The sequence below is a fragment of the Flavobacterium foetidum genome (assembly GCF_004634245.1).
Lineage (GTDB): Bacteria > Bacteroidota > Bacteroidia > Flavobacteriales > Flavobacteriaceae > Flavobacterium > Flavobacterium foetidum.
This window is the reverse complement of record NZ_SJTF01000010.1, coordinates 37,714-57,858: the sequence shown is the minus strand read 5'-3', so window position 1 is coordinate 57,858 and position 20,145 is coordinate 37,714. Positions and strand designations below refer to the sequence as shown.

16 protein-coding genes are annotated in these 20,145 nt (G+C 33.7%); 3 read left to right on the top strand and 13 right to left on the bottom strand.

What is annotated here, in order from left to right:
* Window positions 1-91 precede the first annotated feature (91 nt).
* The 5 genes from E0W73_RS13465 to E0W73_RS13445 all read right to left on the bottom strand — a co-directional run bounded on the left by E0W73_RS13465 (window position 92) and on the right by E0W73_RS13445 (window position 3,891).
* Window positions 92-487 (bottom strand): hypothetical protein, encoded by a 396-nt coding sequence (locus E0W73_RS13465; protein ID WP_111369146.1) that lies wholly within the window; start codon window positions 485-487, stop codon window positions 92-94.
* Between the two features lie 111 nt (window positions 488-598).
* Window positions 599-1,078 (bottom strand): hypothetical protein, encoded by a 480-nt coding sequence (locus tag E0W73_RS13460; RefSeq protein WP_111369148.1) that lies wholly within the window; start codon window positions 1,076-1,078, stop codon window positions 599-601.
* Between the two features lie 3 nt (window positions 1,079-1,081).
* A complete protein-coding gene (locus E0W73_RS13455; protein ID WP_111369149.1) occupies window positions 1,082-1,801 on the bottom strand; it encodes a hypothetical protein in 720 nt (239 codons plus the stop codon).
* A 277-nt stretch (window positions 1,802-2,078) separates the two neighbouring features.
* Entirely contained in the window at window positions 2,079-3,272 is a 1,194-nt protein-coding gene (locus E0W73_RS13450; RefSeq protein WP_111369150.1) for a hypothetical protein, read from the bottom strand.
* A gap of 292 nt (window positions 3,273-3,564) precedes the next feature.
* Complete coding sequence (locus E0W73_RS13445) at window positions 3,565-3,891, bottom strand: hypothetical protein (protein WP_135222594.1); 327 nt, start codon at window positions 3,889-3,891, stop codon at window positions 3,565-3,567.
* Window positions 3,892-4,553: 662 nt separating this feature from the next.
* Here E0W73_RS13445 and E0W73_RS13440 point away from each other — a divergent pair.
* The gene (locus E0W73_RS13440) at window positions 4,554-6,467 is read left to right on the top strand and encodes a DUF294 nucleotidyltransferase-like domain-containing protein (RefSeq protein WP_135222593.1); all 1,914 of its coding nucleotides are present in this window, start codon (window positions 4,554-4,556) and stop codon (window positions 6,465-6,467) included.
* 3 nt (window positions 6,468-6,470) lie between these two features.
* Window positions 6,471-7,067: a 3'-5' exonuclease gene (locus E0W73_RS13435; protein ID WP_135222592.1), complete on the top strand. Its 597-nt coding sequence runs from the start codon at window positions 6,471-6,473 to the stop codon at window positions 7,065-7,067.
* 98 nt (window positions 7,068-7,165) lie between these two features.
* Here the strand turns inward: E0W73_RS13435 and E0W73_RS13430 are convergent, their stop codons facing one another.
* The 8 genes from E0W73_RS13430 to E0W73_RS13395 all read right to left on the bottom strand — a co-directional run bounded on the left by E0W73_RS13430 (window position 7,166) and on the right by E0W73_RS13395 (window position 18,411).
* Window positions 7,166-7,597, bottom strand: coding sequence for a hypothetical protein (locus tag E0W73_RS13430; RefSeq protein WP_135222591.1), 432 nt, complete (start codon window positions 7,595-7,597; stop codon window positions 7,166-7,168).
* 238 nt (window positions 7,598-7,835) lie between these two features.
* A complete protein-coding gene (acs, locus tag E0W73_RS13425) occupies window positions 7,836-9,743 on the bottom strand; it encodes an acetate--CoA ligase (RefSeq protein ID WP_135222590.1) in 1,908 nt (635 codons plus the stop codon).
* Window positions 9,744-10,222: 479 nt separating this feature from the next.
* Window positions 10,223-11,692, bottom strand: a complete 1,470-nt coding sequence (gene ilvC / locus E0W73_RS13420; protein ID WP_135222589.1) for a ketol-acid reductoisomerase — start codon at window positions 11,690-11,692, stop codon at window positions 10,223-10,225.
* 73 nt (window positions 11,693-11,765) lie between these two features.
* A complete protein-coding gene (gene ilvN / locus E0W73_RS13415) occupies window positions 11,766-12,287 on the bottom strand; it encodes an acetolactate synthase small subunit (protein ID WP_135222588.1) in 522 nt (173 codons plus the stop codon).
* Window positions 12,288-12,369: 82 nt separating this feature from the next.
* A complete protein-coding gene (gene ilvB, locus E0W73_RS13410; protein ID WP_135222587.1) occupies window positions 12,370-14,067 on the bottom strand; it encodes a biosynthetic-type acetolactate synthase large subunit in 1,698 nt (565 codons plus the stop codon).
* Between the two features lie 53 nt (window positions 14,068-14,120).
* Window positions 14,121-15,794, bottom strand: a complete 1,674-nt coding sequence (gene ilvD, locus E0W73_RS13405) for a dihydroxy-acid dehydratase (protein ID WP_135222586.1) — start codon at window positions 15,792-15,794, stop codon at window positions 14,121-14,123.
* 271 nt (window positions 15,795-16,065) lie between these two features.
* On the bottom strand, window positions 16,066-17,184 hold the full coding sequence (gene leuB, locus E0W73_RS13400) for a 3-isopropylmalate dehydrogenase (protein ID WP_135222585.1): 1,119 nt from the start codon (window positions 17,182-17,184) through the stop codon (window positions 16,066-16,068).
* 51 nt (window positions 17,185-17,235) lie between these two features.
* Window positions 17,236-18,411 (bottom strand): 2-isopropylmalate synthase, encoded by a 1,176-nt coding sequence (locus E0W73_RS13395; RefSeq protein ID WP_135222584.1) that lies wholly within the window; start codon window positions 18,409-18,411, stop codon window positions 17,236-17,238.
* Window positions 18,412-18,566: 155 nt separating this feature from the next.
* On the opposite strand from E0W73_RS13395, the gene E0W73_RS13390 reads away from it, so the two are divergent.
* Window positions 18,567-20,111 (top strand): hypothetical protein, encoded by a 1,545-nt coding sequence (locus tag E0W73_RS13390; RefSeq protein WP_135222583.1) that lies wholly within the window; start codon window positions 18,567-18,569, stop codon window positions 20,109-20,111.
* The last annotated feature ends 34 nt before the right edge of the window (window positions 20,112-20,145 follow it).

Sequence of the window (20,145 nt, the reverse complement as noted above, 5' to 3'; positions counted from 1 at the left end):
TTTAATTGTTTTCTTTTTTCTAAATGCTCTTTTAGTAAATCAACTCCCTCGTGAAGTATAAGAGGGAGGAACTTTAAAATAAACCTAAACATTAGTTCGAACGAATAAATGTTCCTGCATAACCACCGTTTTTTGCACGTGGATTAATTACAAACGCCATACTGTCAATTACTACCTTACCGCCGTTTTTCTGCATTGTTCCCCAATGAAAAGATTGAACACCAGTTTTAGTGTTAGTAAAAGTGCATGCCACCGAACCAAACCAACCTTTGTCTGAAAGATTTGACTTTGTTGTTGTCACACATTTAATTGCAATCAATTCTCCTTTAGCTAATCTCCAACCAGTTGTTAGATGCTGTTCAACACCTTTATTTGGACCCGAAACAGGGGTGTAAGTAGTATACTTTGCGCCTGAATGCTTTACTTTTTGCTTATTATTGTTATAATTCTGATTATTGTAATTATAACTTTTTCTATTTTGTGCCATTACTTTATAATGTGTTTAATTAATAATATGATTTCAGCCAGTTTTTTAATTATGATTACTGCCGAATCTATCAGAAATACAATAAGATAGATTCGATAGTAATTTTTCGGCTTACGATCTTTTTCGAGCAACTCTTTTTCCTGAATTATTGCTATCACGTCTTAAAAACCAAATCAATGCAATAAGACCAGCGACAGCACCTAAGACAATTTTCCAGTTTCTTTCGAACCAAACCTTAATAGTTGAACTAACCACAGTAGCACCAACCTGACCTGAACCCTGAACAAAACCAGTACTTAAACCGTCATTTATTCCAGTTGTTACAGCTTTTGCAAAAATCTGAGAACCTGCATTTGCTACAGCACCAACCGTTTGACTTGCAGTATTTAATGCCAGTTGTTTGTTGTATTCTTCCTCAGCTTGTTTGTTTGCCTTTTTAGCTTCGTGAGCATCTTGCAAATTCTGCGATATATTTTGAACAGTTCCGCCAACGAAAGGAATTGCGCCCATAATTGGAGTAGCAACCTTTACCAAATTTTTGAACGAAACGTTTTTCTTAATCGCTGTTCCAATTTTTTTGAAAAATCCCATAGCTTACACAGTTTTTAAACATCTTACGACGAAATTAATAATCGAGCCTTGAGACTTATTAATCTCAATTCCAACGACAGCCACCAAAGGCAGGGTTAATCTATCCGCTAAACCTTGAACAACTTTTCCGTCTGAAAGCACAGCTTGGATTGGGTCAATATCACGGCTTAAAGTCTGCAATTCAAAAGGAAGATATTTAACCACTTGACCGTTTGAATATTGGTAAGACAAATCACTTACTGAATTATCTACAGTCATAACAGCCAAATCAAAGCCTTGAACATCAATTTTTTTGTTGAACTCCTCAGAAGCAACAGATTTTTGTTCGAAGAAATACAAATTGTTTGTTTGCTGTGGTTCTTCAATACCGTGCAAATCATAGCGTTTACCTGCAATTAAATCTTCAAGAGTAATTTTAATACTTTCTTTATCTGCAAGATAAATCGAACCTTCGTCAGCCAATTCACACAATGCAATCAAAGCATTATCTTCATCCGACTGTGTACATTCAGTTCCGTAAGTACTTGCTAAAATGAAATCTTTAAGCAAAACTTTATTTGCTAAAATGACATTCGAGCCATTTCCACGTTCAATGTAAATACTAATTTTTTCAGTAGTTAAGCCTGATAATGGCAGGTCACTTGAAAGAATTAAAGCACCGATTGCTTTTGTTACTTGTAATTCTGGCGATTTTGTAACGCCTGTAATAGTTGCAATTTTCATTTGTTATAAATTTTATTTGTTTAAATTTCTTTCACAAAGGTTATTGCAACTATTATTTGACGTTCCCTAAAATTCCCTATAATTCCACAATTTTCCCTAATTTTCCCTATAATATGCCGTACTTAATTAGGTCTTGGACAGTTAAATAACTCCTTTTTAATTCCAAGGAATCGAGTATAACTTGATATTCTTTGCAAGCCGTTTTATAGCTTAATTCAAGAATATGCATTAACTGGGTTTTAGTTACTTTTTGGCTTGTATTCTGTGTTTTCATGGCTTATAAAAATAAAAGTTGGTGTTCGTGGAATAATTCAAAATCAAAATCATTTACTAATTTTTCCTTTGTTCTAAACTCATGCATATAGAAATGTAATTTGTTTCTGAACCAATTTATAAGTGGTTTTTCGGTAATCATGTCTAAATCTTCAAGTAAAAGATTTAAAGCAACGATGTAAGATATATCCTGATTACTTGCGTAATACTCTCTAAACAGAGATTTTGCAAGACGTTTTTTAATGGTTGTCGAAGAAAGAACAACCTTTTTCAAGCGTTTTATTATAGGATTGAATTTGGTAATTTGGGATTGTAAAAAATCAAAATCAAACAAAACAATTAGCTTTTCTTTATTGATTTGGCTTTTACCAGTATTCTCACGAAGTTCAAAAAAACCTTTATTTGCAATCTTCAACAATTCATAAAGGTTAGCTTTATCAAAAATACCCCAAGTCATTGATTGACTAACTTTTATATCTCCTTTGGAATGTTCGTTAAGACCTCTAAAAAACGCAGAATTTAACTGATATTCAAAACGCCAAACATTCTCATTTTTCAAACCGTTGTTTGCGTAATACTCATTTATATAAGGTTTCTCAGTTAGCTGTAAAGACAGCGTTTTGTTATAGCATCGTATTATTTTGTCTGATGTTCTTTTTCCTATTTGGAAACCGTTAAGAATTGATTTTCCTTTGTACGTTTCAAAATAGCTTTGTAGATTTTTCGGACGCCCTGAAATAAGGTAGTTACCTGCAACCACATTACTATATAAATTACGGTAAGAATTGTTGATATCAGACTTGTCAAGGCATATATCCAGTCTATTAACAGACTTAAATAAGTAGTTCGTTTCATCGCAAAATGCATTTATGACACCTTTTAAGGCATCGTTAGATAATGTATAAAATAAATTGTTTTCAAATTGAAGCTGTGCAAATTGTTCGCTCATAATCGCAGAACGAGGTTTTGCAGTGTAAACACCGATTTTTAAATCTTCATAATATAAGTCTGCTCTAATCTCAAAAATCTTAGTTCCGTATTCGTATGGTTTTAAACGAAATTTTGAATCTTCTGGAAATTCTCCAAACGGCTGACCCTCAAGATTAATAATTAAATAGTCTATATTTATAAGAGTAGGTTTTAAATTATTGTTTCTAAATTTAGTTTGAGCTTGATGCCTTTCTTTATATGAAATCATTATTTTTAGTAGGTTTTGAGTGAGTTAGTTGCCGTTATACCCAACGGCAACGCTAAAAGATTGAACTAATAATTTTTTGATTCGTTTTTGACCCAATCTAGAAAGGTGAAAAATGTATCTTTAATGTATTGGGGGAGTCCTATAGTTTTAATTTCATAGCAGTAAAATAATTTACCATCCTGAGTATGAGATTTATATTTGAATTTTAAAAAACATAAATTCTCAGTCGCTATATCTTTTAATACTTCATAATGAAGCTTTCTATAAATTTTTACTTCCATAACTTATTTATTTAAGAGGTTACGTTTTGCCACAACGAATAATGATTTTTTGGTAAATCATTGACAGTAAACTGCTTTTTGGAAATTGCTTCAGAAATTTTCCTTTCAAATTCTAGGAATTTAGCTTTGTAAAGAGTTATCTGAGAATTGGACAAAACATTTATTTTCTGAGCAATCTGCTGAATTTCATTAATTATAAAATCATGCTGATATTTTAAGCCAATTAAGTCTACAGTTTCCACAGGATTTTTTGAATATTCATTCAAATCAAAATTTAAACTGGCTAATTCAAAAATTAAATTTTCTCGTTTTTGAATTAATTTTAGAATTTCAGACATATATTAAGGTATTAGGAGATTATGTTTAAGAAGTTTTGAAATCAAAGTTTTTTGCGAATTGCAGTAAAAAATGAATTCATGAACACAAAAAGATTGAGTTACTATAAAGCAATCCGTACAAACTTTAATTGTAATTCCTATATTTGAACCACGGATTCTTAGAAATAATGTTTTAAACTTTAAGTGTGAGGTTTTACAAAAAGGGCGCATCTTTTTCAAGAATGTTTTAGCATTGAAATTTGTGTGACGCATTTTGTTTAATTCTACAAGTAATAGAGTATAATTCTCTAAAGATGTACGTTTTAAGGCCATGTGGTAATTGTTAATTAGTTATACCACAAATGAACTATAATTTATATTATGTAAAATAGAATATTTTCAAATCGTAGATTACCCGCATCAAATCACTACTACATATTGTTCTAACAACTTCATCGCTTACGAAATAAAATCAAAAAAAATAAGTTTTAAAACCAAACCACTGGGTCATTCTCCTTGCGATATTTGAGAATTATAAATTTTAAAAAGATTTTATAGCATTTAAAAACATTCAGCTTTAACATTTTTTTAATAATCTATAGATTCTCAGGAAGATACTTTCATTGTAAGGGTTTATTTTATTATTTTTACAATGGAATACTCAAAAATAAATTATCAGACGTATGAATACAGTCGCTGAGCACATTGCGGATTTTTTGAAAGAATACAAACCATTTGATAATTTAACTTTTAAAGAATTATCAGATATTGCTACAAATATCCGTGTTATAAATTTAGAAAAGCATGCTGTGCTTTTTCAGAATAATGATCCACTCCACGAAAGCTTTTATGTTGTAGCTTCTGGTGTCATAAATCTTACTACAATTGCAGATGCCGAAGAAACCATTATAAACAAATGCCATGAAGGCGATATTTTTGGTCTTCGTCCTTTTTTTGCAAAAAATAACTATATGATGACGGCCAAAGCTCGTGAAGAAAGCATTATTTATGCTATTCCGATCGCAGTTTTTAGGCCTTTTGTTGCCAACAATTCTGATGTTTTGAATTTTTTGCTTGAAAGTTTTGCAGTAAATTCACGACATACAAAGGATAATGTTTCTTACAATGGAAAACTTATTTCAGATGTTGACTTTATTGATCAACAAACTGAAATGCAATACATTCAGTCATTAAATTACAACAATTCTCCGTTAACAACTGAGGCCAATCATATAATCAAAGAGGTTGCTATCTTAATGACAGACTCTATGGTTGACAACATTGTAATTTGCGAAAAAAATCATCCGATTGGAATAGTTACAAATGCCGATTTATCTTCAAAAATTGCGACGGGTCGATTTCAGATTACTGATACAATTGACAAAATAATGTCGTCTCCTGTTGTAACTGTAATCGAAAATGTTTCACTTGCAGAGGCACAATTATTAATGTTGAAACACAATGTTACCCATTTATGCGTAACTAAAGACGGAACTAGTAAATCTGTGGTAAAAGGAATTATTTCTGAGCACGATCTTATTGTGGCACAAGCCAGTAATCCGGGCGTTTTAATCAAAGAAATTAAGCGTTCGCAATTGCCGAAAGACTTAAAGCAAATTCGTGATCGATTATCTGATTTAATTCAGAATTCAATTCAAAAAAATATTCCGATTTCGCATGTGAGCAATATTGCCAGCGAAATAAATTTGGCCATCATTAAGCGTTCTGTAGAGCTTTCAATTTTAGACTTAGGCTCTCCTCCCGCTCGTTTTGCTTGGTTAAGTATTGGAAGCCAGGGGCGTAAAGAGCAACTTTTACTTACCGACCAAGACAGCATTTTGATTTTTGAAGATGTTACTCCTGAAAAATATCGCGAAGTAAAAGATTATTTCTTGAGACTCGCCAAAAGAACTACTGCAATTCTGGAAAAAGTTGGTTACGAATATTGTCCGAATGGTCACATGGGAAGCAATATGTTATGGTGTAAATCATTGAGTGACTGGACAAAACAATACAACAGTTGGATGAATACTCCAGGTGAAAACAGTAATGACTTAAGCAGTATATTCTTTGATTACGAAATTGTTTTTGGCGAACCAAAAATTGAAGAAGCGATTGAAAGCGTTATTTTCAAGAATGCTGTAAATAATACCTTATTTTTTGATTTCTTAGGAAATGATGCTTTAAAGAGAAATTCTCCATTAAGTTTCTTTAAGAAATTTATCGTTGAAGAAGATGGTCCGCATAAGGACAAATTCGACATTAAAACTCGCGCATTAATGCCATTAATTGATAGCGCCCGTTTACTAATATTAAATGCGAATATTAAGGGAGTTCAAAATACCTACCTAAGATTCAAACAATTAGCTATAACAGATTCTAAAAATGCCGAGATTTATTTGAGCTGTGCCGAAGCTTTTCTGACGTTATCGAAATTTAGAACTGTTGAAGGATTAAAAAATGACGATTCTGGCCAATATATTAATTTAAGAGAAATGTCAAAAACAGATAAAGAGAAATTAAAAAATGCTTTAGCCCCAATGAGGGATCTTGAGGAACTGATTAAGAGTAAATTTCAATTGACACAATTCTCATAAAATATGCTAGACTGGCTTAAAAATATTAATAAAGATTATCCGGAATTCTGGAAAGATTATTTGACAAAATTCGAAACCAAACCAAATAAATTTGTTGTCTTGTCAACAGAAACATCTGGCTTGAATCCGAATAAGGATGTCATTTTGTCTTTGGGGGCTTTTTCTGTTATTGACGACAGTATTGTTATAAAAGAGAATTTTGAAACTGTCCTCCTTCAATATAAATTTTTACAGGACAATGGACTTTCAAACGAATTTATTATTGAAAGTAAAATGATAAAAATGCCTGAGTCTGATGCGCTTGAAGCATTTGTAAATTTTATTGGAAATGCCGTACTTGTTGGACATCATATTAATTTTGATATCGAAATGCTGAACGCTGCTTTGGAAAGATTAGATTGCGGACGTTTAAAAAACGAAGCTCTGGATGTTGATGTGATGTATAGAAAGTTAACCGATATTAACGACAAACAATTTTCCCTTGATGATTTATGTGAAATCTATAAGATTCCAAAAAGCGACAGAAATTCATCTTCAGAAGATGCATACCGAATCGGACTTTTGTTTTTGAAATTAAAATCAAGATTGGGAATTAAATAGATTTATAATTCTTACTAATAGAAAAACCTTTTTGAAATAAAATTCAGAAAGGTTTTTTCTGTTTTGAATACAGTAGTTTCAAATTTTCAAGCTTTAATTTAATCAAAAATTGAGCTAAAAAAATCCCAAAACAACCATTTTTCTCTTCCACTTTTTTTATGGTTTGGATCTTGTAGGCAAAAATTACAGATATTACAAACGATTTCATCTCTATAAACCATTCCTCCTTCGTTGAATCTATCGATTTCAATCCAAGTTATTTCAGATTTATTTTGCGTTTGTGTCCATTGTACCTCAGTTCTCAGAAGTTTATCACTGCCGCATCTAGGACAACATTTTGCATTTTCATAATTATGCGATATAGGATTTGCAACAAATTGTTTTATAGTTTTCTGACTCAAATTTCTGGCTTGAACATAATCTTTAATTACTTGTTGTGTATCGTACATATAGTCGCTCAACTTGTAAGTAACAAAAAATGACAGCTCATGATCTGAAAGGCTATCTAAAAAATCTTTTGTTTTACTCATCTTAATACTATTGAAGTTTAAAGCTAAAATAGTTTTTTTTTATTAGAAAATTATATTGGATTTTTTTCTTGTGAAAGTAAAATTTTCTTAAATTTTCAGCAACACTTTGGATAAATCATTAAAAAATAAGAGAATTTATATTCAAAAAAAAAGAAAATCTATTCTCATCAAAACATAAAAAAAATGCCTCTTAGTTACAAGAGGCATTTTTGTTTTTTATGTATCGATATTAAACGAATTAAACTCTTTCGTTCATAATCTGCTCCACAACTTCAGGATTTAACAAAGTAGTTGTGTCACCGAAATTAGAAAAATCACCTTCGGCAATTTTACGTAAAATTCTACGCATAATTTTTCCAGAACGTGTTTTTGGCAGACCCGATACAAACTGAATTTTATCCAGTTTAGCAATTGGACCAATGTGATCTGCTATATACTGATTGATTTCTTTTGTTAAGTTTTCTTTATTTCTAACTTCTCCAGTTTCTTTCAAAATTACAAATCCGTACAAAGCATTTCCTTTGATTTCATGAGGGAATCCAACAATTGCAGACTCTGCAACGGCCTGATGCTCATTAATAGCATCCTCAATTGGAGCCGTTCCTAGATTATGACCAGAAACAATTACAACATCGTCTACCCTTCCTGTAATTCTGTAATACCCAACTTCGTCTCTTAATGCACCGTCTCCTGTAAAATATTTTCCAGGAAACGCTGAGAAATAGGTTTCTTTGTATCTATCATGGTTACCCCAGATTGTTCTCGCAATCCCAGGCCATGGAAATTTGATACACAAACTACCAACTACCTGATTTCCTTCAATTTCGTTACGCTTTTCATCCATCAAAACAGGCTGAATTCCCGGTAACGGCAATGTAGCATACGTTGGTTTTGTCGGAGTTACAAAAGCAATTGGTGAAATCATGATGCCACCAGTTTCTGTTTGCCACCAAGTATCAACCACTGGACATCTTTTATCACCAACGTGATCATTAAACCAGTGCCAAGCCTCTTCGTTAATCGGTTCTCCTACAGAACCAATTACTTTAAGAGATTTAAGTGGATATTTTTGGATGTAATCTAAACTCTCTTTTGCCAACGAACGAATTGCAGTCGGTGCAGTATAGAACTGCGTAATTTTATGTTTTTCGATTATTTCCCAAAAACGGCTAAAATCAGGATAAGACGGCACTCCTTCAAAAATTACAGTGGTTCCTCCATTTAATAAAGGTCCGTATAATATATAAGAATGTCCTGTAATCCATCCGATGTCTGCAGTACACCAGAAAATGTCATTTTCTTCGTGGCTGAAAACATTTTTAAAAGTATAGGCCGTATACACCATATAACCGGCTGTAGTATGCACCATTCCCTTAGGTTTTCCAGTAGATCCAGAGGTATACAGAATAAACAACGGATCTTCAGCATCCATAATTTCAGCAACACTGTTATCTAAAGCAGCATCTAAAAGTGGCTGTAGCCATTCATCGCGACCTTCTGTCATTTTTACTTCAGTATTGGTTCTTTTTACAACCAAAACTTTAGAAACAGAAGGACAAGTTTTTAACGCCTCATCTACAATTCCTTTTAAATCAATTGTTTTGTTTCCTCTATAACCTCCATCTGAAGTAATCACCATTTTACACTCGCAATCATTGATTCTCGCAGCAACGGCAGAATCAGAAAATCCTGCAAAAATAACCGAGTGAATAGCTCCAATTCTTGCACAAGCTAAAACCGCAACCGCAAGCTCAGGAATCATCGGAAGGTAAATACAAACTCTATCTCCTTTGCGAACACCTTGATCACGCAAGACGTTTGCCATTCTTGAAACTCTTTCGTACAATTCATTGTACGATATATGTAAAGCATCTTCAGCAGGATCATTTGGCTCAAAAATAATCGCCGTTTTATCTCCTCTTTTGCTTAAATGTCTGTCAATACAGTTTTTAGTAATGTTAACTTTGGCATCAGTAAACCATTTTACTTCAGCTTCAGCCATATTAAAATCAACAACTTTTTCCCATTGCTGGTACCACGTAAAATTTTCCTCAGCTATTTTTCCCCAAAATTTTCTTGGTTCTCTTATTGACTTGTTATAATGCTTAAAATACTGTTCTAAGTTTTCTATTTTGTAATAGCTCATCGTTTGTTGAATTTTTTTATAAAAGTATTAAATCTGCTCGTATTCTTAAAATTATTTATTCTATTAATTTTATCAAAAAAAAGCATTTCTTTAATAAAATAAGACATATTTATATGATTTTTATAAAAAAATGTTTTTTCGGTCAAAATTAGAATCGAAAAAAAGGCATAATAATTATGATATTATGCCTTTTAAATTTAACAAATTTCAATAACAATTAATATTATACAGTGCATCCAAAACAAATCTTTTGAACATAGCAGCACTTTTATTAATCAAAACAGAAATTTCAACAAGTATACTTATATACTCCTGATAGGGAGCTGCTTCACTTAACTTACATATTGAAGTTAAGTGAATGCAATTTTGCATCTATATCCATTTCATTAATAAGTGCTTACTAATTCAAAATATTATATAAAACTACGATACAGTGCAAATCCCGGTCTGTAAAAGCTCGGGAATTCCCAATTTCTTAATTATCCAATTTTTTTCATTGCGGTCATTGACTCTCTTAACCACTCTCCTACTTCTTCGATAGGATGTTGGCGAATTGCTTTGTTTACCGCAATAAGTACTGTATTATCTACACCATTTGAAGTTGAAAACGGTTTACCGATGATATTTGTTTCTACTTTTTTCATGTAATCCGTCAACAACGGCTTGCAAGCATGATCAAACAAATAACATCCGTACTCAGCAGTATCAGAAATTACGCGATTCATTTCGAATAATTTCTTTCTAGCGATAGTATTTGCAATTAATGGCAATTCGTGTAATGACTCATAGTAAGCAGATTCTTCGATAATTCCTGCTTCTGTCATAGTTTCAAAAGCCAACTCAACTCCGGCTTTAACCATTGCAATCATCAAAACGCCATTATCAAAATATTCTTGTTCTGCGATTGGAGCTTCTTGTGGTGCTGTTTTTTCGAAGTTAGTTTCTCCTGTTGCAGCTCTCCATTTCAACAAGTTAGCATCATCGTTAGCCCAATCAATCATCATAGTTCTTGAAAATTCGCCAGAAATAATATCATCCTGATGTTTCTGGAATAATGGGCGCATGATTTCTTTTAATTCTTCAGCAATTTCGTAAGCTTTAATTTTTGAAGGATTATTTAGACGATCCATCATATTGGTGATACCACCGTGTTTTAACGCCTCTGTGATAGTCTCCCATCCGTACTGAATTAATTTTGAAGCGTAAGCAGCGTCGATTCCTTTTTCAACCATTTTATCAAAGCATAAAATAGATCCCGTTTGAAGTAAACCGCAAAGAATGGTCTGCTCACCCATTAAATCTGATTTTACTTCAGCTACAAATGATGATCTTAAAACTCCTGCTCTATGCCCGCCAGTTGCCACTGCATACGCTTTTGCTTGATCTAAACCAAATCCGTTTGGATCATTTTCTGGGTGAACCGCAATAAGTGTTGGTACACCAAAACCTCTTTTGTATTCTTCACGAACTTCTGATCCTGGACATTTAGGAGCGCACATAATTACAGTGATATCCTTACGAATCTGCATTCCTTCTTCTACAATGTTGAATCCGTGAGAATAAGCTAAAGTAGAACCTTGTTTCATTAATGGCATAATTGCATTAACCACTGCTGTATGCTGCTTGTCTGGTGTAAGGTTACAAACTAAATCTGCAGTTGGGATCAATTCTTCATAAGTTCCTACAGTAAAACCGTTTTCTGAAGCATTTTTAAAAGAAGCTCTTTTTTCAGCTATTGCATCTGCACGTAATGCATAAGAAATATCCAAACCAGAATCTCTCATATTTAATCCCTGATTCAAACCTTGCGCTCCACAGCCCACAATTACAACTTTTTTTCCAGCCAATGCTGCAATTCCGTCTGCAAATTCTGATTGCTCCATGAATTCGCAAACTCCTAATTGTTCTAATTGTAACCTAAGTGGTAATGTATTGAAATAATTTGCCATTTTGTTTTAAAATATTTAATGTTGTGTAATTTAAAATGATTAATATAACAGCTAAACTGTTTGTAAAATGATACTATTTGAATGTTTCTAAAAGTGATGAAATTTCCATTTTTTCTTTAGAAACCGAAATCCTGCCTGAACGTACAAACTGCATGATTCCATATGGTTTGAATTTATTGTACAGTTCTTCTATTTCTGAACGTCTTCCTGATTTAGAAATCACAAAGAAATCCCTAGAAACAGTAACAATCGTTGACTGGCTTTCTTTAATAATGTTTTGTATTTGCTTTTCGTCAAACAACAAACTTGAAGCGATCTTGAACAAAGCATTTTCTAAAAAAATAGTCTCTTCGTCTGTATGATAAAATGCTTTTATAACATCAATCTGCTTTTCTATTTGACCAACAATGTTCTGAACCCATTTTTCTGTAGTATTTACTACTATGATGAATCTTGAAACATTTTCTATTTCTGATTCTGAAACGTTTAGACTTAGTATGTTAATGTGACGCTTTAAGAATATTCCTGATATTCTATTTAATAAACCTACATTATTTTCTGAATATACTGATATGGTGAATGTTTTATCTTCCATTTTGTTTTAGTTTATTTTTGTTTCAGGTTTCAAGTTTCAGGTTATTGAACTTGAAACTTGAAACTTGAAACATGAAACTTTTTTAGCTTAATCTAATCTCAGAAACACATGCTCCCGTTGGAATCATTGGGAAGACGTTATTCTCTTTTTCAATCATAACTTCCAAGAAATAAGAATCTTTTGAAGCAAGCATTTCTGCTACAGCCGCATCCAAATCTTCTCTTTGTGTCACTTTTTTAGATTTAATATGATAACCTTCTGCAATGGCAACAAAATTTGGGTTTGTCATTCTTGTTGAAGCATATCTGTTGTCAAAGAACAATTCCTGCCATTGACGCACCATTCCTAAAAATTCATTATTAAGAATCACGATTTTTACCGGTACTTGTGTCTGAAAAATTGTTCCAAGTTCCTGAATAGTCATTTGGAAACCTCCATCACCAATAATCGCTACCACTTCTCTTTCAGGTTGCCCCATTTTTGCTCCAATTGCCGCCGGAAGCGCAAAACCCATTGTTCCTAACCCACCAGAAGTAATATTACTTTTTGTTGAATTGAATTTTGCGTAACGGCAAGCAAACATTTGGTGCTGTCCAACATCAGAAACGATAATAGCATCACCTTTTGAATGTTTATTGATCATTTCAATAGTTTCGCCCATTGAAATTCCTTTATCTTCACTCGGATTCAATTCGTCTTTAATTACAGTGTCATATTCGATTTTATGCAATTCTTTGAATTCATTATGCCAAGCTTCATGAGATTTTTGGTCGATCAATGGTAAAAGCGCCGCTAACGATTCTTTTACATCTCCTAAAACAGCTATTTCTGTTTTTACGTTTTTATCAATCTCAGCTGGATCGATTTCGAAATGAATTACTTTTGCCTGTTTTGCGTAGGTATTCAAATTTCCAGTAACACGGTCGTCAAAACGCATTCCAAATGCAATTAAAACATCGCATTCATTTGTTTTAATATTTGGAGCGTAATTTCCATGCATCCCCAGCATCCCAACATTTAGAGGATGATCGGTCGGAAGTGCCGAAAGCCCTAAAATAGTCCAAGCTGCAGGAATTCCAGATTTTTCTACTACCGCTTTAAATTCAGCCTCAGCTCTTCCAAGGATAATTCCCTGACCGAAAACGATTAAAGGCTTTTTAGCACTGTTAATCAGCGCCGCGGCTTCGGCAACTTTATCTAATTTTAATTTCGGAACCGGATTATAGCTTCTAATTCCAGTACATTTTTCATAACTAAAATCGAACTCGTCAAACTGAGCATTTTTAGTGATATCTACCAATACAGGACCTGGACGGCCTGAACGTGCAATATAAAATGCTTTGGCCATAATTTCAGGAATCTGAGAAGCTTCAGTAACCTGAAAATTCCATTTTGTAACTGGAGTCGAAATTCCGATAATATCAGTTTCCTGAAAAGCATCAGAACCCAGTAAATGTCTTCCTACCTGACCTGTAATGCAAACCATTGGTGTAGAATCTATCTGTGCATCAGCAATTCCAGTAACCAAATTTGTAGCTCCAGGTCCCGAAGTAGCAATAGCCACTCCTACTTTTCCTGTTGCTCTTGCATATCCTTGAGCGGCGTGAGTTGCACCTTGCTCGTGACGCACTAATACATGGTGCAGTTGATCTTGAAATTTATATAATTCGTCGTAAACCGGCATTATAGCTCCTCCTGGATAACCATAAATTAAATCTACGCCTTCTTCTAGTAAACATCTAATAACGGCTTCAGCGCCTGATATTCTTATTTTTCCCATTGTGGTAATATTTTTTAGAATCTGAGTTTTATCAAATTCATTCTTTTTGTCGATTATTTATCGGTTACGCAACCTGTAGATGCACTTGAAACCGATCTGGCATATTTAAGCAAAACTCCTCTGTCAACTTTTAATGGCGGCTTAACCCAAGCTGCTTTTCTGGCTGCAAACTCTTCGTCAGATATCTTCAGGTCGATTGTATTTTTCACCGCATCGATAGCAATCAAATCTCCATCTTTTACTAGCGCAATACCTCCACCGTCATATGCTTCTGGTGTAACGTGCCCTACCACGAAACCGTGCGAACCGCCCGAGAATCTACCGTCTGTAATTAGTGCACAGCTGCTTCCTAATCCAGCTCCGATAATGGCAGATGTAGGCTTTAGCATTTCAGGCATTCCCGGACCACCTTTTGGTCCACAACCTCTAATGACGACTACATTACCTGGTTTAATTTTTCCGGCTTGAAGACCTGGAATTACCTCAAATTCACCTTCAAATACAACAGCTGGCCCTTCGAAATACTCCCCTTCTTTACCACTGATTTTTGCAACAGCACCTTCAGAAGCAAGATTTCCGTATAAAACCTGAATATTTCCTGTTGGCTTTAAGGCTTTTTGTATTTCGTGAATTACTTCTTGACCGTCTTGTAAATCTGGAGTTGAAGCTAAGTTTTCAGCAACTGTTTTTCCAGTAACCGTCAAACAGTCTCCATGAATAAGTCCAACTTTCAATAAATATTTCATTACTGCTGGAATACCTCCAACAGCATGAATGTCTTCCATCATATATTTGCCACTTGGCTTCATATCTGCCAATACTGGTGTTCTGTCGTTAATAGCTTGAAAATCATCCAAAGTGATTTCAATTCCAACAGAATGTGCCATTGCGATCAAGTGCATTACCGCATTTGTAGAACCTCCTAAAACAGCCACAATAGTAATCGCATTTTCGAAAGCTTTGCGAGTCATGATGTCTCTTGGCTTAATATCTTTTTCTAATAAAATTCTGATTGCAGCTCCGGCAGCGGCGCATTCGTCTCTTTTTTCCTGGCTCAAAGCTGGATTTGAAGAACTATAAGGCAAACTCATTCCTAAAGCTTCAATTGCAGAAGACATTGTATTTGCAGTGTACATTCCGCCACATGCTCCTGGACCAGGACAAGAGTTTTGGATAACACCTTTAAAATCTTCTGGAGTAATTTCGTTTCTCACTTTTTTTCCTAAAGCTTCAAAAGCAGAAACAATATTCAGTGATTCACCTTTCCATTTTCCTGAATGAATAGAACCTCCGTAAACCATCATTGCAGGGCGATTCAGTCTTCCCATAGCGATTAATGCTCCAGGCATATTCTTATCACAACCTGGAATTGCAATTACGCCATCATACCATTGCGCACCAACAACCGTTTCGATAGAATCGGCAATTACATCTCTAGAAACCAATGAGTAACGCATTCCTTCAGTTCCGTTAGAAATACCATCACTGACACCAATGGTATTAAAAATAAGTCCGACAAGATCTGCATCCCAAACACCTTTTTTAACATCTTTTGCTAAATCATTCAAGTGCATGTTACACGTGTTCCCATCGTAACCCATGCTCACAATCCCGACTTGTGCTTTTTTCAAATCTTCTTCAGTTAAACCAATTCCGTACAACATCGCTTGCGCCGCAGGCTGTGTTTGATCTTGAGTGATGGTCTTGCTGTACTTATTTAATTCCATTATTGTTTATTTTATTTTTTAATTTTTATTCAAAAAAAAACCTTCCAGTATTTGGAAGGTTTGTAATATAGTTTTTCAATTATATTTATAACATTCCCGATGCAGATGTGTGAATCACATTGACAACAACGACAGAAATAATAATAATTGAGATTTGCATCATTTCATTTTTTTAGCGTTACAAAAGTATAAAAACTCAGGGAACTAAAAAAATAAAATCTCAACATTTTCGATACTTCTTGTTATTATCTTTACTTTTTAACAGAAAATATTAAACAATTGTAGATTGTCCAATAGTAACATTGTCATTATTAAAATACAGCAAATCGTCTTTGCTGAAAATAAAGTTCGAAACAAACTCTCCTACTTCGTTTGTGCCGAATTTGGAGTCTGGCTTTAAATCGATTGTAACTACTTTGTATTCAATTGCTTTTTCTACCGCTTTAAAGACAACATTCGCTTCTTTGGTCAATCCAAAATGCTCTAATAAAAGTCCTGCAGCTAAAATTGAAGCAATCGGATTTGCGATATTTTTTCCTTTTGCCTGAGGATATGATCCATGAATCGGCTCAAACAAAGCATTTTTTTCTCCTAAAGATACAGATGGCAATAAACCAATAGATCCTGTAATTACGCTGGCTTCATCCGATAGAATATCTCCGAACAAATTCTCAGTCAAAATCACATCAAATTGTTTTGGATTTAAAATCAACTGCATTGCCGCATTATCCACAAATAAGAAATCAAGCTTAACGTCTGGATAATTTTCGCTCACTTTCTGAACTACTTTTCTCCACAATCTTGAAGTTTCCAAAACATTTGCTTTATCAACCATTGTTAGCTTTTTGCGTCGTTTTTGAGCCGCTTTAAAAGCCAGATGTGCAATTCTGGTGATTTCTTCTTCTGTATATTCACATAAATCTGAGGCGTGTGTTCCTTCTTCATTCAGTGTTTTTGCACCAAAATAAGCACCACCTGTTAATTCTCTGAAAATTGTAAAATCAGCTCCTTCAATAATTTCTCTTTTTAAAGGAGAAGCTTCGATTAACGCTTTGTATGGCTTAATCGGACGGATGTTAGCAAACAAACCCAATTCTTTGCGAAGTCTTAATAATCCTTGTTCCGGACGAACCTTTGCATTTGGATTGTTGTCATATTTTGGATCACCAATAGCGCCAAGCAGAACTGCATCTGTATTTAGACAGAGATTTAATGTTTGCTCCGGCAACGGATTTCCAGTTTTATCAATTGCAACAGCTCCCATGAGTGCGTCTTCAAAAACAAATTCATGATTATAAACTTCAGCAATAGCATATAATGCTTTCTTAGCTTGTAAAATAACTTCAGGCCCAATTCCATCTCCCGGCAAAACTGCAATTTTCAAATTCATAACGTCTCGTTCTTTATGTATTTAAATCCTTTATTGTTCCTACTTTAATAATTAGCTTCTAATTAAGTCTCCTTCTATCTTAGATGCCTCAATAATTTGATGAATATCAGAATCTAAAACCTCTTTTTTGATATCCGCAAATTTCAAGAACTCAATGTATACAATATCCAATTGTACTTTTGTGAGTTCGTACCCTACTTTTTTAGCACGGTAAGCCAAAGCCGCTCTTCCGCTTCTGGCAGTTAATATAATTGACGATTCATTTACTCCTACATCAAGCGGATCCATGATTTCGTATGTTGCTCTGTTTTTGATAACACCGTCTTGGTGAATTCCTGAGCTGTGAGCAAATGCATTTGCACCAACAATGGCCTTGTTTGGTTGTACAATCATTCCCATGCTTTCAGAAACCAAACGGCTCATTGCGTTTAATTCTTTCGTATTAATATTTGTATCAAGATTTAAGTAAGGATGTTGTTTAAAAATCATTACTACTTCTTCAAGAGCTGTATTTCCGGCTCTTTCGCCGATACCATTGATGGTGCATTCTATTTGTCTTGCTCCGTTGATAGCTCCCGCAATTGAGTTTGCAGTAGCCATTCCTAAATCGTTATGGCAATGGCACGAAAGGATTACATTTTCAATTCCTTTTACGTTTTCTTTAAGATATTTGATTTTTGCTCCATATTCTTCCGGCAAGCAATATCCAGTTGTATCCGGAATATTTAAAACAGTTGCTCCCGACTTAATAACTTCTTCACATACTTTGGCCAAGAAAGCATTATCTGTTCTACCTGCATCTTCTGCATAAAACTCAACGTCTTCTACATATGATTTTGCATGCGCAACAGCAAATTTTGCTCTAGCAATAATATCTTCTGGAGTGGTTTGTAATTTGTGGAGGATATGAGATTCTGAAGTTCCGATTCCGGTATGGATTCTAGGTTTTTTAGCATTTTTAAGTGCTGCCGCCGCAACGTCAATATCGTTTTTTACGGCTCTTGTAAGGCCACAAACTGTTGCGTTTTCGACAATTTTACAAATCTCAGAGACCGATAAAAAATCGCCTGGACTTGACACAGGAAAGCCTGCTTCGATGATATCAACCCCCATTTGATCTAGTCGTTCTGCGATAACTAATTTCTGTTTAGTATCTAACTTACATCCTGGGACCTGTTCGCCGTCGCGTAAAGTGGTGTCAAAAATTTGAACTTTCTCTCTATTCATATTCATTTATTTAATGTAATTTCACATCTTGATAACAAATATATATTGAAGTAATGCAGTACGAAATTCATTTTAATGAAATTATACTGTTCATAAAACAATTTATAGCATATCAAATATTTGAATATCAATAAGTTATATTATTATTTTTTACAATGGCTAACCATCAAAAAGATTTCTTATTTGTATTAATAAAATCACTATCAAAATCAGAAAAAAGACAATTTAAAATTTTCGCAAGCCGATTAGAAACCAGCTCTAATACAAAATTTATTGAATTGTTTAATATTTTGGATAAATCTGAAACTTACGATGAAAAGCTTATTCTTAAAAGTGGCATTATACAAAAAGTACAGTTATCTAACTTAAAATCATACCTGTACAAACAGATTCTAGTGAGCATCAGACTGAATATTCCAAGTCAGAACATTCGTTATCAACTTCGAGAGCAAATGGATTTTGCCGTTATTCTCTACAATAAAGGGTTGTACAAGCAGAGTTTGAAGATTTTAGACAAGACAAAACAGCAAGCTTTGGAGAATGACGAAAAATATATGGCGTATGAAATTGTTGAATTCGAAAAATTAATAGAATCGCAGTATATTACTCGAAGTATCCAAGGACGAGCCGACGAGCTTGTCATTCAGGCAAAAGAATTGAATTACCGAAATACAATTTCAAGCAAATTATCGAATTTATCTCTTCAGTTGTATGGAATCATGCTGAAAACTGGTTATGTAAAAAGTGATGCCGAGTACAAATATATAGACGATTATTTTAACAGGCATATCGCAAAACTAGACGAAAGCAAGTTTGGTTTTAGAGAAAAATACTGGTTTTATAATGCTAGTCTTTGGAGAAGCTTTTTGGTTCAGGATTTTCTGGCCAGCTATAAATTTGCCTATAAATGGGTAACACTGTTTTATGATAATCCTAATATGATTTATCTTAATCCTGTGTTTTTTCTAAAAGGAAATCATTATTTTCTGGAATCACTTTATATGCTGAAGTACAAATCTAATTTCAAAAAATATTTGAACAAACTGGAGGAAACTATTGTCGACCCTAAATTTCCGGTAAATGACAATATTGCTTCGTTGTCTTTTCTTTATGTTTATAACAACAAGCTGAATTTGCATATTTTGGCAGGAACTTTCGCTGAAAGCGAATATCTAATTCCAGAAATTTTAGAGAAACTAAAGTTGCACAGCGACCATCTTGATGAACATCACGAAATGTTGTTTTTCTACAAAATAGCCTCTATCTACTTCGGGATTGAGAAATATAATGAATGTATTTTCTATCTAGACAAAATCATCAACAACAAGAACTTGACTATGCGTGAAGACCTGATGTGTTTTGCCAGATTGTTATCATTGATTGCTCATTACGAAATCGGAAAAGATTATTATTTAGAAAATCATCTTAAAAACACGTATAAGTTTTTGATTAAAATGAATGATCTTCATGAAGTGCAAAAAGAGATCATTAAATTCTTAAGAAACTTAAATAATTTTTACCCAGCTGATATCAAAAAAGAGTTTAAGAAAATGCACGCCCGCTTTGTTGAATTAGAAAAAAGCACCTATGAAAAAAGAGCATTTTTGTATCTTGACATTATTTCATGGCTTGAAAGCAAAATAGAAAACCGAAAAATTGCTGACATCATTAAGGAAAAAGCAAAGTTGAACAATAGGTGATTTTTTAAAAATTCCAATAAAAAAAATCCAAATT